General features: G+C 33.6%; 15 protein-coding genes. 11 read left to right on the forward strand and 4 right to left on the reverse strand.

From position 1 onward, the window contains the following. Nucleotides 1–75: 75 nt before the first annotated feature. From pruA to P7F85_RS01640, 5 genes are all read left to right on the forward strand, one after another. Nucleotides 76–1,620, forward strand: coding sequence for an L-glutamate gamma-semialdehyde dehydrogenase (pruA, locus tag P7F85_RS01620; protein ID WP_447158556.1), 1,545 nt, complete (start codon nucleotides 76–78; stop codon nucleotides 1,618–1,620). 212 nt (nucleotides 1,621–1,832) lie between these two features. Beyond that, nucleotides 1,833–2,060 (forward strand): FeoA family protein, encoded by a 228-nt coding sequence (locus P7F85_RS01625; RefSeq protein ID WP_002466951.1) that lies wholly within the window; start codon nucleotides 1,833–1,835, stop codon nucleotides 2,058–2,060. A gap of 4 nt (nucleotides 2,061–2,064) precedes the next feature. Further along, nucleotides 2,065–4,059 (forward strand): ferrous iron transport protein B, encoded by a 1,995-nt coding sequence (gene feoB, locus P7F85_RS01630; protein WP_002466986.1) that lies wholly within the window; start codon nucleotides 2,065–2,067, stop codon nucleotides 4,057–4,059. Between the two features lie 12 nt (nucleotides 4,060–4,071). Then, complete coding sequence (locus P7F85_RS01635; protein WP_019236086.1) at nucleotides 4,072–4,239, forward strand: FeoB-associated Cys-rich membrane protein; 168 nt, start codon at nucleotides 4,072–4,074, stop codon at nucleotides 4,237–4,239. Nucleotides 4,240–4,378: 139 nt separating this feature from the next. Continuing rightward, complete coding sequence (locus P7F85_RS01640) at nucleotides 4,379–4,843, forward strand: hypothetical protein (protein ID WP_002466977.1); 465 nt, start codon at nucleotides 4,379–4,381, stop codon at nucleotides 4,841–4,843. 59 nt (nucleotides 4,844–4,902) lie between these two features. On the opposite strand, the gene P7F85_RS01645 is transcribed toward P7F85_RS01640, so the two are convergent. Next, nucleotides 4,903–5,241 (reverse strand): YrhK family protein, encoded by a 339-nt coding sequence (locus P7F85_RS01645; protein WP_002450138.1) that lies wholly within the window; start codon nucleotides 5,239–5,241, stop codon nucleotides 4,903–4,905. 78 nt (nucleotides 5,242–5,319) lie between these two features. Between P7F85_RS01645 and P7F85_RS01650 the strand changes: the two genes are divergently transcribed. Further along, entirely contained in the window at nucleotides 5,320–5,841 is a 522-nt protein-coding gene (locus P7F85_RS01650; protein WP_002466938.1) for a methylated-DNA--[protein]-cysteine S-methyltransferase, read from the forward strand. Between the two features lie 90 nt (nucleotides 5,842–5,931). Here the strand turns inward: P7F85_RS01650 and P7F85_RS01655 are convergent, their stop codons facing one another. Further along, nucleotides 5,932–7,098: a hydroxymethylglutaryl-CoA synthase gene (locus P7F85_RS01655; protein ID WP_002466972.1), complete on the reverse strand. Its 1,167-nt coding sequence runs from the start codon at nucleotides 7,096–7,098 to the stop codon at nucleotides 5,932–5,934. A 356-nt stretch (nucleotides 7,099–7,454) separates the two neighbouring features. On the opposite strand from P7F85_RS01655, the gene P7F85_RS01660 reads away from it, so the two are divergent. Next, complete coding sequence (locus tag P7F85_RS01660; protein WP_031464073.1) at nucleotides 7,455–8,735, forward strand: hydroxymethylglutaryl-CoA reductase, degradative; 1,281 nt, start codon at nucleotides 7,455–7,457, stop codon at nucleotides 8,733–8,735. Nucleotides 8,736–8,796: 61 nt separating this feature from the next. Here P7F85_RS01660 and P7F85_RS01665 read toward each other — a convergent pair whose 3' ends face one another. Together P7F85_RS01665 and P7F85_RS01670 are read right to left on the reverse strand one after the other, a co-directional pair. Next, nucleotides 8,797–9,234 (reverse strand): CHAP domain-containing protein, encoded by a 438-nt coding sequence (locus tag P7F85_RS01665; protein WP_002450134.1) that lies wholly within the window; start codon nucleotides 9,232–9,234, stop codon nucleotides 8,797–8,799. 312 nt (nucleotides 9,235–9,546) lie between these two features. Further along, nucleotides 9,547–9,762 carry a sterile alpha motif-like domain-containing protein gene (locus P7F85_RS01670; RefSeq protein ID WP_002450133.1) on the reverse strand — a complete coding sequence of 72 codons (216 nt, stop codon included), beginning with the start codon at nucleotides 9,760–9,762 and terminating at the stop codon, nucleotides 9,547–9,549. A 173-nt stretch (nucleotides 9,763–9,935) separates the two neighbouring features. Here P7F85_RS01670 and cidR point away from each other — a divergent pair, with 173 nt between their 5' ends. From cidR to P7F85_RS01690, 4 genes are all read left to right on the forward strand, one after another. Beyond that, nucleotides 9,936–10,814, forward strand: a complete 879-nt coding sequence (cidR, locus tag P7F85_RS01675) for a cidABC operon transcriptional activator CidR (RefSeq protein ID WP_002466936.1) — start codon at nucleotides 9,936–9,938, stop codon at nucleotides 10,812–10,814. Between the two features lie 245 nt (nucleotides 10,815–11,059). Then, nucleotides 11,060–11,452, forward strand: a complete 393-nt coding sequence (locus P7F85_RS01680) for a CidA/LrgA family protein (protein WP_002466955.1) — start codon at nucleotides 11,060–11,062, stop codon at nucleotides 11,450–11,452. Further along, complete coding sequence (locus P7F85_RS01685; RefSeq protein ID WP_002466957.1) at nucleotides 11,449–12,138, forward strand: LrgB family protein; 690 nt, start codon at nucleotides 11,449–11,451, stop codon at nucleotides 12,136–12,138. The genes P7F85_RS01680 and P7F85_RS01685 overlap by 4 nt, the downstream gene beginning before the upstream one ends. A 44-nt stretch (nucleotides 12,139–12,182) precedes the next feature. Next, nucleotides 12,183–13,922 carry a pyruvate oxidase gene (locus P7F85_RS01690; RefSeq protein ID WP_002466921.1) on the forward strand — a complete coding sequence of 580 codons (1,740 nt, stop codon included), beginning with the start codon at nucleotides 12,183–12,185 and terminating at the stop codon, nucleotides 13,920–13,922. Nucleotides 13,923–14,048 lie beyond the last annotated feature (126 nt).

A 14,048-nucleotide genomic window follows, 5' to 3' on the forward strand; every position in this document is an offset into this window, starting at 1 on the left:
TTTATCTAGACCTCAATATCATTAAACAAAGGGTTTGAAGAACTCACTTTAATATTTCATAGGGGGTACGCAATAATGGTAGTAGATTTTAAAAATGAACCAGGTATTGATTTTACGGTTCAAGAGAATGTAGATAAATTTAAAGAGACTTTAAAAAAGGTTGAAGGACAACTTGGTCAAGATATTCCATTAGTGATTGATGGTAAAAAAATTAGCAAAAAAGATCAATTTGAATCTATCAATCCAGCCAAAACATCTCAAACTATTGCTAAAGTCTCAAAAGCAACAAAAGAAGATGTAGAAAAAGCATTTCAATCTGCTAACGAAGCATACCAAACATGGAAAAAATGGTCTCATAAAGATCGTGCTGAATTAATGTTACGTGTTGCTGCAATTATTCGTCGTCGTAAAGAAGAGATTTCTGCAGTAATGGTTTACGAAGCGGGTAAACCTTGGGATGAAGCAGTTGGCGATGCAGCTGAAGGTATTGACTTTATTGAATATTATGCACGTTCAATGATGGATTTAGCTGATGGTAAACCAGTATTAGATAGAGAAGGAGAACATAACAAATACTTCTATAAATCAATTGGTACAGGTGTTACAATTCCACCTTGGAACTTCCCATTCGCAATTATGGCTGGTACAACATTAGCGCCAGTAGTAGCAGGGAATACAGTATTATTAAAACCAGCAGAAGATACACCATTAACAGCATATAAATTAATGGAAATTTTAGAAGAAGCAGGATTACCTAAAGGTGTAGTTAACTTTGTACCGGGCGATCCAAAAGAAATTGGTGACTACTTAGTTGATCATAAAGATACGCATTTTGTGACATTCACTGGATCAAGAGCGACAGGTACGCGAATCTATGAAAGAAGTGCAGTAGTTCAAGAAGGACAAACATTCTTAAAACGTGTTATTGCTGAAATGGGTGGTAAAGATGCGATTGTTGCCGATGAAAATATCGATACGGATTTAGCAGCAGAAGCCATTGTTACCTCAGCATTTGGTTTCTCAGGACAGAAATGTTCAGCTTGTTCTAGAGCTATTGTTCATAAAGATGTGTACGATGAAGTTTTAGAAAAAGCAGTTAAATTAACGAAAGCATTATCATTAGGTGATACAACTGGCAACACGTTCATGGGACCAGTGATTAACCAAAAACAATTTGATAAAATTAAAAATTACATTGAAATTGGTAAAGAAGAAGGTAAATTAGAACAAGGTGGCGGCACTGATGATTCTACTGGATATTTCATTGAACCTACTATTTTCTCTGGATTAAAATCTTCAGATCGTATCATGCAAGAAGAAATCTTCGGACCAGTTGTTGGATTTGTTAAAGTGAAAGACTTTGATGAAGCTATCGATGTTGCTAATGATACTGAATATGGTCTAACAGGTGCAGTGATTACAAATAACCGTGAACATTGGATTAAAGCTGTTAATGAATACGATGTAGGTAACCTATATTTAAATCGTGGTTGTACAGCTGCAGTCGTTGGTTATCACCCATTCGGTGGATTCAAAATGTCAGGTACAGATGCCAAAACAGGTAGCCCAGATTACTTATTAAACTTCTTAGAACAAAAAGTCGTTTCTGAAATGTTCTAATTCATATAGTAATTAAAAGATAAGAAACGTTGTTTGAGTCGCTTTATGACTTAAACAACGTTTTTGTTTTTCGTAAAAATTGAGTGAGAAATTAAGTTGTCATAAATTGTTAATAATATTGGATTAAATGATATTGAATATCAAAGGATATAAGTATACGCTTACTTTAATTAATAATGATTATCAATATTATTTGGGGAAGCGTGAGGTAAATGTTAAATATTAAATCAGCACTAAAAAATAAAAAATATAAGATTAAACAAATTGATATCAATAATAAGGACATGATTTATAGATTGAATGCATTTGGTATTCGAGTAGGTTCAGATATTAAAGTGAAACAACGTTGTATGTTCAATGGACCATGTGTGATTGAGATTAGCGGACAACAAGTGAGCATTAGACATTGCGATGCTTGTCAGATAGCTTTGGAGGAATAGGATCATGAGTCAAAGTTATTGTATTTTAGGTAATCCCAATGTCGGTAAGACCTCCCTCTTTAATAATTTAACAGGTTCTTATGAGTATGTAGGTAACTGGAGCGGTGTCACTGTTGAAAAGAAAGTTGGAAAATTAAAGCAAGAATTAGGAACCCTCGTTGATTTACCAGGGACGTATGATTTATCTCCAATATCTAAAGACGAAACAGTTGTGACAAAGTATTTATTGCAAAATGATTATACAGGAATGATTAATATTGTTGATGCGAGCCAACTCAAACGGAATTTGCAGCTAACAATTCAATTATTAGAACTGAATGTGCCAGTGATGATTGGTTTAAATATGATCGATGTATCTGCCAAACGAGGTATTATGATTGATCATGATAAACTGATGCGTCGTTTAAGAGTACCAGTATTACCAGTCATTGCACGTAATGGTAAGGGTACAGCGCATATGCTTGAAGAGTTACAATATTTAGATCAAGCTCAAGTGCCACACTTCAAATTAAACTATGGAACAGAAATAGAAAAAGCTATCAAAGATATTTGTGCATGTTTAAAAGACGGTACTCATTATACGTCGCAGCAAATGCGTTTTATCGCAATTCAATATTTGTTAGATAATGCGCAAATTTGTCAAACGTTAAATCAGACATTGATTCAACAATTAGAACCAATTAAATCAGCACTTTCACAACAACTCACATTATCTATCCGTGATGATATAGAACAAAAACGTAATCAATATATAGAACAAATACTAACAGACGTCGTGACATATCCAGATGAAGAAAAGCAATTCTTCTCATCAAAATTAGATAAAATACTAATTAATAAATATATAGGTATGCCTATTTTCCTAGGTATTATGTGGTTGATATTTCAAATTACTTTTACCTGGATTGGTACACCACTATCTGATCAATTAGATGATTTTATCGGAGGTACTTTAACCGATTGGGTTAAAGCGGGAATGCATCAAATAGGCGTCGTACCATTTTTGCAAGATTTAATTACAGATGGAATCATTGCAGGCGTAGGTTCAGTACTTGTATTTGTACCACAAATTATCGTATTGTTCTTCTTTATTTCATTGCTTGAAGATTCAGGGTATATGGCTAGAATCGCCGTATTAATGGATAAATTAATGGAACATTTTGGCTTAAGTGGTAAAGCATTTATACCAATGATCATTGGTTTTGGATGTAATGTGCCCAGTATTATGGCTGCACGTAGTATAGAAAATGAGAAAGAAAGATTATCGACAATATTAATTGCGCCATTTATGTCATGCTCAGCAAGACTACCCGTCTATGCTTTGTTTGTAGGGGTATTCTTTAAAGAACATCAATCTTTAGTGGTACTCAGTCTATATGTGTTAGGTATTGTCATTGCTCTTATTGCAAGTACTATTTTAACTAAGACCGTCCTTAAAAATAAGCATTCATTATTTATTATCGAGTTACCTACGTATCGAATTCCATCAATTAAAACATTATGGAGAAGTACATGGGAAAAGGCAAAAGGCTTTGTTAAAAAAGCAGGTACATTTATTTTTGGTGGGTCAGTCGTGATTTGGCTTCTAAGTTATGCAGGTCCAGGTGGATTTAATGTCAGTATCGATCAAAGCTTCTTACACATTGTGGGTTCAATCGTAGCAACTGTCTTACATCCATTAGGATTTGGTACTTGGCAAGCAGGTGCAACACTCGTTCCAGGGTTTTTAGCTAAAGAAGTCATTGTTAGTTCAATGGCAATCATTTATTCATCAAGTGAAGGTGGTCTCGTACATGTTTTACAACAACAATTCACACCTTTATCAGCGTATGCCTTTATGATTTTTATATTATTATATATTCCATGCCTATCAACAGTAGCGACGATTCGTAAAGAAACATATTCAATTAAATGGACATTATTTTCAATGGTTTATCCATTAGCAACAGCTTATATTTTAGCACTAGCATTTTATCAAATTGCTAGATTAATCGTTTAAGGAAGTGGCGTAATGACAATTATCATTAATATTTTGATATTTTTAGCAATATTCGGCTATACAGCATATGTATTAATTAAACACTTCAAACAATCCAAGTCTGGACAATGCGGCTCATGTAGTTCTAAATGTCATTGTGATGATCAAATTAAAAGCACCCAAAGTAAAATTTTTAAATGAAAAAGTTCAATATCTGATTTTTAATATATTAAGAAATGATTGATTAAATATTAATTTACTAGAAAAATGATTAAAACTTTTAAATAGTGATATATAGTCAATAAGCAGAAAAATAAAAAACTATTGGGGGATTTTAATCATGAAAGGTAGTAAGAAATTAAATCAGTTATTAGAAGACAATGAGAAGAAGTTAAAGAAATTATTTAAATATGATAAGAAAGAGGCATTGTCATTCACGAAAGAAGATAGAGAAAAAGTCGAGGATCAGTTTGGTGTATATGTGATATTCGATGGCAAAAAACCTGTCTTTGTAGGCCAAACTGGTGGTTATTCAACTGGATATAAACCGATTCAAAAGGATTTAAATAGCAAATTAGCGCAATATAATTCTAAATCTGATAGTGGCACAACCAAATTTAGACGAGAACTTGCGAAAAGTAAGAAAAAAGATACATCAGATTTAAAAGGTGTAACTGCAGAAGAATACGGATTAACTTTCCAATATATTAAAGTCAAAGATGAACCAGCATTTATTAATATTTTAGAAATTTTAGCTTTAGAATATGCGAAACAAGAAAATATGAAGTTATACAATTTTCAATAATTAGTAGAATTCAGAATATCAAGCGATTGAATGAATAAAGACTAAAGGTGACAGAACCTTTAGTCTTTATTGTTAGTATTTTGATTCAAGTCTTTTAAATATTGTTTATGATAAAAGTTGGCGAGTTTCAAATCATGGACGAAAGAGATGACAGGTCTTATCGTCATTTGTATACTACCGATAACAAAGAGAACTGTTCCAATTGTTACGGTTTTATCGCTAAAGAATAAGAAACTACCAACTAAAAAGACAAGTCCTAATACGATATCATTAACTTGATAAATTGCTTTATAAAAGTTAGTGATTTGATTCGCATGTGCTTCAGTGGCTTTGCTATTAAGTTGGTTATTTGTATTGAAATGTAAATCAACATCATTAGGATGCTTTTTCACAATCATCACCCCCAATTGATTATATAATGGTAGTCATTTTCAAACAACTTGAAATAGAAATAGACGAAATTTGGAGTGATCATAATGGAATATAATTGCTTTTATCAATCCCCAGTTGGCCAATTAGAATTGGTCAGTGATGGTCAAAATTTAACTCAATTATTATTTAGTAATCAACAACAACCAACTGAAAGAGTAAACAAAGCATCGTTACCAATATTTAAACAAGCAAGATCCTGGCTAGATACGTATTTTAAGGGAGAACGTCCACAAGAAACTGTTCCTGTTCAACCATCAGGAACAGCATTCCAACAATATGTGTGGGAAGAATTAAACCAAATAGAATATGGTGAATTAACGACGTATGGTGATATAGCTCAACGTATTGCTAAGAAAATGAATAAAGATAAGATGTCAGCACAAGCAGTAGGTGGTGCTGTAGGTAGTAATCCGATATCAATTATTATCCCATGTCATCGCGTAGTTGGAAAAAATGGTAGCTTGACAGGGTATGGTGGGACGTTGCCTAATAAAATCAAATTATTAGAAATAGAAAATATAGACATGACGCATTTATTTACACCGAAACACACAACAAAGCCATAATAAAAAGCCTAGATGTGGACATCAATGATGATGGTCCGATACATCTAGGCTTATTTATATTAAAAAATGATGTGATATTTCTGATAAAGTTTATTCTGGAACGTGATATTCACGAATATTGTCATTGATTGCTTTTAAATAGAAGATCGATTGATCATTTTCAACTTTATCTTGTTGTTCATCAAATTCTAATTCATCAAAACGTTTAAAGAATGTTTCGTAGTCTTCAACTGACACTTCATTGCGTTGTTTTAACGCAGATTGATGACCTTCTATATCTAAGTGATTTTGATAACCATCTACTACATTAGCGCTAAAGAATTCACCTACTGAACCTGAACCGTAACTAAATAGTCCAATCGTTTGTCCACTTGAAAGCTTATGATTTTCTAATAATGAAATAAGACTTAAATATAATGAACCAGTGTAAATATTACCTACATAGCGATTGTAATAAACCGCATCTTCATAACCTGCTCTTAAACGTTCTTGAGTTGTTTCATCAGCGTCATCAATAATTGATTCTAATGCTTTTTTACCCATTTTTGTAAATGGTACATGGAAACATAATGATTCGAAATCAGCTAATGATGTATTTTCGCGTTTAGCATATTCGTTCCAACTATGTTGGAATGAGCGTATATAAGCATCTTTAGATAATGCGCCATCAACTAATGGATAAGCATGGCCTGTTGGTCTCCAGAAGTCATAGACGTCTTCTGTATAAGCGACAGCATCGTCATTAAGTTGTAAGATGCTAGGATTGTGTGAAATCATCATGGCTACGGCACCAGCGCCTTGTGTAGGCTCTCCACCAGATTGTAAGCCATAAAGTGCAGTATCACTTGCAATAACTAATACCTTTTCTTCTGGACGATTTGCAAGATAATCTTTAGCTAATTGAATGGCAGGTGTAGCAGCATAACAAGCTTCTTTCATCTCAAAGCAACGTGCAAAAGGTTGAATACCTAGTAAATGATGCACTTGAACGGCTGCAGCTTTAGCTGAATCAATTGCAGATTCAGTTGCAACAATAACCATACCGATTTTCTTTTTATCTTCGTCTGTTATAATATCTTTAGCAGCATTTGCTCCCATTGATACGATGTCTTGATTGACTGGACTTACAGCCATTTCCGTTTGGCCAATGCCAATTAAAAATTTATTTGGGTCAACTTGGCGTGCTTCTGCAAGCTTTGCCATGTCTACATAAAATTTGGGTACATAAAAGTTAATTTTATCTATACCTATGTTCATAAGGCGTACATCCTTTCAGTTTTAAAAGTAGCATTAGTATCATACCAAAATAATTTAGTGATATACAATGAATATAACAGATTTTCATCTCAATGTATAACAGTTATGTAAGCGTTTTAATAATTGCTTTAAATAGCTTATTGAATCAAGTAGAAATTAAAAAACATAGTGAGCAATGTTGTTATAATTTAAAAATTTTAGAATGTTTTATAAGATTGAGGAAACATATAGACAGTATCATCTAAAAACGCTGACGCCTTTATGGATCATATATTTCAAGTTTTTAGATGAATGTAAACACGTTTGAATGCGAGTAGCGATGATAACTAAAAATGTTAAATAAAGGAGAAGCACAAATGAAAAAGTTAGACAAAGGGTTCCGACATCTTTCACGAGAAGATAAATTAGAACAATTAGAGTCATATGGTTGGTTATCTAGTGACAATCATGACATTCTTTTAAATCATCCACTGATAGATGAAGATATTGCAAATAGTTTAATAGAAAATGTAATTGGACAAGGTACTTTACCGGTGGGATTATTACCCGAAATTATAGTTGATGATCAACCTTATGTGGTACCAATGATGGTAGAAGAACCATCCGTAGTAGCAGCTGCAAGTTACGGGGCTAAATTAGTAAACAATACTGGTGGATTTAAAACTGTTTCAAGTCAACGATTAATGATTGGACAAATTGTATTTGATGGCGTGACAGATACGGAAAGTCTATCACAAGCCATTCAAGATAAAGAAGCACAAATCCATCAAATAGCAGATGAAGCATACCCATCTATTAAAGCTAGAGGTGGCGGTTATCAAAAGATTGAAATAGATTCATTCCCAAAACAGCAATTGCTATCACTTAAAGTATATGTTGATACTAAAGATGCGATGGGTGCTAATATGTTAAATACAATTTTAGAAGCGATTACAGCACACCTAAAAAATGAATTCCCAGATAAAGATGTATTAATGAGCATATTATCAAATCATGCTACTGCGTCAGTAGTTAAGGTGCAAGGTGAAATAGACATCAAAGATCTTAATAAAGGTGGACGTGATGGTGAAGCGGTCGCTCGTAGAATGGAACGCGCTTCAGTATTAGCACAAGTAGATATCCACAGAGCGGCAACACATAATAAAGGTGTAATGAATGGTATACATGCAGTCGTTTTAGCAACAGGTAATGATACACGTGGTGCAGAAGCCAGTGCACATGCATATGCAAGTCGAGATGGTCAATATAGAGGCATTGCGACTTGGAAATATGATCAAGAACGTCAACGTCTTATAGGTACAATTGAAGTACCAATGACACTTGCAATAGTGGGCGGCGGTACGAAAGTATTACCAATTGCTAAAGCATCACTTGATTTATTGAATGTTAAATCTGCACAAGAATTAGGTCATGTTGTGGCAGCAGTTGGTTTGGCACAAAACTTCTCAGCATGCAGAGCCCTTGTATCAGAAGGGATACAACAAGGTCATATGAGTTTGCAGTATAAATCATTAGCTATTATCGTAGGTGCAAAAGGTGATGAAATTGCACAAGTAGCAGATGCACTTAAACAAGAAGACAAAGCCAATTCAGCAAAAGCAAAAGCCATTTTAGAACAAATAAGACAAGATCAATAAATATAAATAAAAGGACATTGTTTGCAAACTCAATTGCAGTACCAATGTCCTTTTTATATCTTTAATAAATGTAGTTATAATTACGAGCAGATGCTTTACTTATAATTCGTGTCCCATACCCATACGGACGATTATAATTGTATTCTGATATTTTGATATTGCCGTTATTATATATTCTTTCTACTACGGCAACATGTCCGTAATAACCTGCTGTTGATTGCATAACAGCATATCGTCTTGGTGTATGACCAGTAGCATACCCAGAACGTCTTGCGTTGTAATACCAATTTTTCGCATTTCCCCATCGATTAGAAACAGGTTTACCTAATTGTGCACGACGTTGATAAGCCCACCATGTACATTGACCTTTGTTGTAATAATTTTTATATGAAGCTGCTTCTGACACGTGTGTCTGTTCAGCTGTTTGATAAGCAATAGTTCCAGTTAACAAGATTCCAGTAGCGATTATGACACGAGATAATAATTGTTTTAGTTTCATTGTTTTCTCCCAAAAATCGTTTTTTTATTTAGTAACCGTATTCATAATAGATGTAAAAAAGATAGAATACAACATTAGAAACGAATTATACAAGTAACTGTAACGCTACTGAAATAAAAATAGGGTATTTGTAATAATATTTATATTTGTATGCAATTTTCATCATTTTACATTAGATTTATAAGTATAAAAAACTGCCAATAAAGTACGAAACTTTATTAGCAGCGTTCGACGTCATTTAAGACGTTTTCGAGATGATAGACTCCATGTATTCATTATGTTAGATGAATGCTAAATAACAATTAACATAGATCATACATTAGTGAATTGGTTGAAGACTGACAATGCTCTTTTAACAATCGTCATTGATAAGTCTTCAGGACACGGATTAGTTCGAAAATATGACAATATTTCACTTTGGCTCTTCACTTGTCTAGGAAAATTGTTATCTTGATTAATCCAATCAACCAATTCGCCTAATGGTGTGTCATCACCAAGAAAATTTTGCATAAATTCGTAAAAGCTCAATTCCTCACCTCGAATAATCAATTTGAGCCAGATTAAATTATAACATAGTTAACAGAGTGACATGCGATAAATGGCTAAATAAAAATACAGTAATGTGTATACTAATGTTTCATACATATAAAAATAAGTGATATTGTATAATAAAAGAAACAGTTTTTGAATGGGTGAGTTGCGTGGATATTAAACATATGAAATATTTTGTTGAAGTTGTGAGGCAAGGCGGAATGACTAATGCATCGAAGTCTTTATTCATAGCTCAACCTACTATTAGTAAGGCAATTAAAGATATTGAAGGTGAGATGGCAGTACCGTTGTTTGATAGAGAGAAGAGGCAACTTGTATTAACAGATGCAGGCCAGATCTTCTTTAATAAATGTAAGGAAATCATTGCACTTTATGAAAACTTGCCATCTGAAATCAATAGTTTATATGGATTGGAAACAGGTCATATGGATATAGGGCTTTCAGCAGTCATGAACATGCAGACTTTAATTGATATGATTGGTGATTTTCATCAACATTTTCCCAATGTAACATTTAACTTTGTGGAGAACGGTGGAAAATACATTGAACAGCAACTATTAAATGATGAATTGGATTTTGGTATTACAACATTACCTGTTGATCAACAACGATTTGAAGCCATTGCTTTAAATAAAGAATCGTTATGTGTAGTTATCCATCATGAACATCCTTTAGCACAACACCAATCTGTGAAAATGAAAGAATTAATTCAAGAGGACTTCATATTATTTAACGATGATTTCTATTTAAATGATAAAATTATGGAAATAGCTAAAAATGCAGGTTTTATACCCAATATGGTCTCTCAAATTTCGCAATGGAACGTCATTGAAAATTTAATCAGTAATCAACTTGGCATCGCTATATTACCTTATTCTATTACGCAACTCATGAATGAAAATGTACGTGTGCTTAATATTGAAGATGCGCATGTAGACTGGGAGTTAGGTATTGTTTGGAAGAAAGGGAAACGATTAAGTTATGCAGCGAATAAGTGGATTGATTATTTAAGAGAACGCTTAGGGTAAGAGCGTAATAAAGTTCCAATGATATCAATTTTATGAAAGTTGAAATACAAAGATAGCGTAGAGTTCTCCCGTTAATGCGGGGGGACTTTTTACATTACTATAAAGATAGCGCTTCCATAGATTTAAGGAATGTTTAATATTCGAAAAATGTATTTTAATAATAGAAAGATGGAGACTATAATTACAAGTATCACTAAAAAATTGTTGTAACAATTTGGACAAATTTTTTAGAAGGGATAGATCGCATGCATAAGGTGAGAGATTTACTACAACTTTTTGTACAAATCATTCTTATATTACTTATTTCATACATCGGTACCGAAGTGCAGCGCTTATTACACATTCCTTTAGCAGGTAGTATTGTTGGCCTACTCATGTTTTATCTATTGTTACAGTTTAAAATCATTCCTGTATCATGGGTAGACGAAGGTGCAAACTTCCTATTAAAAACAATGGTGTTTTTCTTTATCCCGTCTGTAGTTGGCGTGATGAATGTAGCATCAGATATTACACTAAACTACATATTGTTCTTCTTAATTATTATTTTAGGAACATGTTTAGTGGCATTATCTTCAGGCTATATTGCTGAAACGCTAGTGAAAAGAGATGATGTTGGAAAAGGAACGGATGAGTTATGACGAATATATTACAAGCTACTATCATGATTCTGCTGACGATTGTGGTATATATCATAGCTAGAAGACTACAAGATCGATACAACAATCCTTTTCTGAACCCTGCATTAATTTCATCGATACTCATTATAGCGATTCTGCTTATGTTTGGCGTTAGTTATAAAGGTTACATGAAAGGTGGGGAATGGATAAACCATATTTTAAACGCAACAGTCGTTTGTTTGGCTTATCCCCTCTATCAAAATAGACAGAAGATAAAGAAATATCTATTTGTGATTTTCACGAGCGTGTTAACTGGTGTAGTACTTAATTTTATGTTAGTATACGTAACGTTGAAAATCTTTGGCTATTCCAAAGAAACCATTGTAACAATGCTACCAAGGTCTATTACGGCAGCCGTAGGGATAGAAGTATCCAATGAACTTGGTGGTACAGATACGATTACAGTGCTCTTTATAATAGCTACAGGGTTAATAGGCAGCATTCTAGGTTCAATGCTATTGCGTATGGGAGGCTTTCAGTCATCTATCGCGAGAGGCTTAACATATGGTAACGCTTCTCATGCTTTCGGTACGGCAAAAGCACTAGAATTAGATATAGAATCAGGCGCATTTAGTTCTATTGGTATGATATTAACTGCAGTAATCAGTTCGATTTTAATACCAATTCTTATTTTATTGTTCTATTAAAGGGAAGAAACTCATATAAATAGAAAGGGAGGCTATTTGAAAAAATGGCAAAAATCAAAGCAAATGAAGCATTAGTTAAAGCATTACAAGCATGGGACATCGATCACTTATACGGAATCCCAGGAGATTCAATCGACGCAGTAGTAGACTCTTTACGTACAGTTAGAGATCAATTCAAATTCTATCACGTACGTCACGAAGAAGTAGCAAGTTTAGCTGCTGGTAGTTATACAAAAATCACAGGTAAAATTGGGGTAGCATTAAGTATTGGTGGTCCTGGTTTAGTTCACTTATTAAATGGTATGTATGACGCTAAAATGGATAGCGTTCCTCAATTGATTATTTCTGGTCAAACAAACGATAGTCTTTTAGGTACAGGTGCGTTCCAAGAAACTAACTTATCTAAGTTATGTGAAGATGTAGCGGTTTACAATCACCAAATTCAAAAAGGCGACAATGTATTTGAGGTTGTTAACGAAGCAATCCGTACTGCTTATGAGAAAAAAGGTGTAGCTGTTGTTATTTGCCCTAACGATCTTTTAACTCAAAACATTAAAGATACAACTGATAAACCAGTTAACACAACTAAACCAAAAGCAATTGCACCTAAATTCAAAAACATCAAAAAAGCTGCTAAATTAATCAATAAAAGTAAAAAACCAGTTGTACTTTTCGGTGTTGGTGCACAACATGCGAAAGATGAATTACGTGAATTTGTAGAAATGGCTAAAATCCCAGTTATTCACACATTACCAGCAAAAGCAATTATTGCTGATGATCACCCATATAACTTAGGTAACCTAGGTCAAATTGGTACTAAAGCATCTTATCAAACAATTCAAGATGCAGATTTATTAATCATGATTGGTACTAACTTCCCATTCGTTAAATATTTACCTAAGAAAAATATTAAAGCGATCCAAATCGATACTAAAGAAGAAAACATCAGTCACCGTTTCGACATCAATGTTGGTATCTTAGGCGACAGTAAAATTGCGTTACAACAATTAACTGAAAATATTAAACATGTTGCTAAACGTCCATTCTTAGACAAAGCATTAGATCGTAAAGCTGTTTGGGATAAATGGATGGAACAAGACTTAAACAACAATAACTCACCATTACGTCCAGAACGTTTAATGAAAGCAATCAATGATAACTTAAAAGAAGATGCAATTGTATCTGCAGATGTTGGTACATCAACTGTATGGTCAACACGTTACCTAAACTTAGGTGTTAATAATAAATTCATCATCTCAAGTTGGTTAGGTACAATGGGTTGTGCACTTCCAGGTGCTATGGCATCTAAAATTGCATACCCAAATCGTCAAGCTGTAGCTATTGCTGGTGACGGTGCATTCCAAATGGTTATGCAAGACTTTGCAACAGCAGTTCAATACGATTTACCATTAACAATTTTCGTATTAAACAATAAACAATTAGCGTTCATTAAATATGAACAACAAGCTGCTGGTGAATTAGAATATGCCATTGATTTCTCTGATATGGATCACGCTAAATTCGCTGAAGCTGCAGGCGGTAAAGGTTATACAGTTAGAGACGTTAGTCGTTTAGATGATATTGTAGAAGAAGCTATGTCACAAGACGTACCAACTATCGTTGACGTACATGTAGACCCTAACGCTGCACCATTACCAGGTAAAATTGTTAATGCAGAAGCACTTGGTTATGGTAAATGGGCATACAGATCTATCACTGAAGATAAACACTTAGACTTAGATCAAATCCCACCAATCTCAGTAGCAACTAAACGTTTCTTATAATATAAATAGAAGCAAAGTTCATAAACTCAGCCAAAATAACTTGGCTGAGTTTTTTTGGAATTCCTATTGTAAACGCTTAAACAAATGTGTATACTATATTTAAATTTAATAAAACATTTGCGTGTT

It is taken from the genome of Staphylococcus sp. aM, assembly GCF_052975125.1.

Bases quoted from the DNA above. Each gene is read 5' to 3' on its own strand.
- pruA (WP_447158556.1), top strand. From the start codon at position 76: ATGGTAGTAGATTTTAAAAATGAACCAGGTATTGATTTTACGGTTCAA.
- P7F85_RS01625 (WP_002466951.1), top strand. From the start codon at position 1,833: ATGTTAAATATTAAATCAGCACTAAAAAATAAAAAATATAAGATTAAA.
- P7F85_RS01690 (WP_002466921.1), top strand. From the start codon at position 12,183: ATGGCAAAAATCAAAGCAAATGAAGCATTAGTTAAAGCATTACAAGCA.
- P7F85_RS01660 (WP_031464073.1), top strand. From the start codon at position 7,455: ATGAAAAAGTTAGACAAAGGGTTCCGACATCTTTCACGAGAAGATAAA.
- P7F85_RS01655 (WP_002466972.1), bottom strand. From the start codon at position 7,098: ATGAACATAGGTATAGATAAAATTAACTTTTATGTACCCAAATTTTAT.
- P7F85_RS01645 (WP_002450138.1), bottom strand. From the start codon at position 5,241: ATGATTGTGAAAAAGCATCCTAATGATGTTGATTTACATTTCAATACA.
- P7F85_RS01640 (WP_002466977.1), top strand. From the start codon at position 4,379: ATGAAAGGTAGTAAGAAATTAAATCAGTTATTAGAAGACAATGAGAAG.
- feoB (WP_002466986.1), top strand. From the start codon at position 2,065: ATGAGTCAAAGTTATTGTATTTTAGGTAATCCCAATGTCGGTAAGACC.
- P7F85_RS01665 (WP_002450134.1), bottom strand. From the start codon at position 9,234: ATGAAACTAAAACAATTATTATCTCGTGTCATAATCGCTACTGGAATC.
- P7F85_RS01685 (WP_002466957.1), top strand. From the start codon at position 11,449: ATGACGAATATATTACAAGCTACTATCATGATTCTGCTGACGATTGTG.
- P7F85_RS01635 (WP_019236086.1), top strand. From the start codon at position 4,072: ATGACAATTATCATTAATATTTTGATATTTTTAGCAATATTCGGCTAT.
- P7F85_RS01650 (WP_002466938.1), top strand. From the start codon at position 5,320: ATGGAATATAATTGCTTTTATCAATCCCCAGTTGGCCAATTAGAATTG.
- P7F85_RS01680 (WP_002466955.1), top strand. From the start codon at position 11,060: ATGCATAAGGTGAGAGATTTACTACAACTTTTTGTACAAATCATTCTT.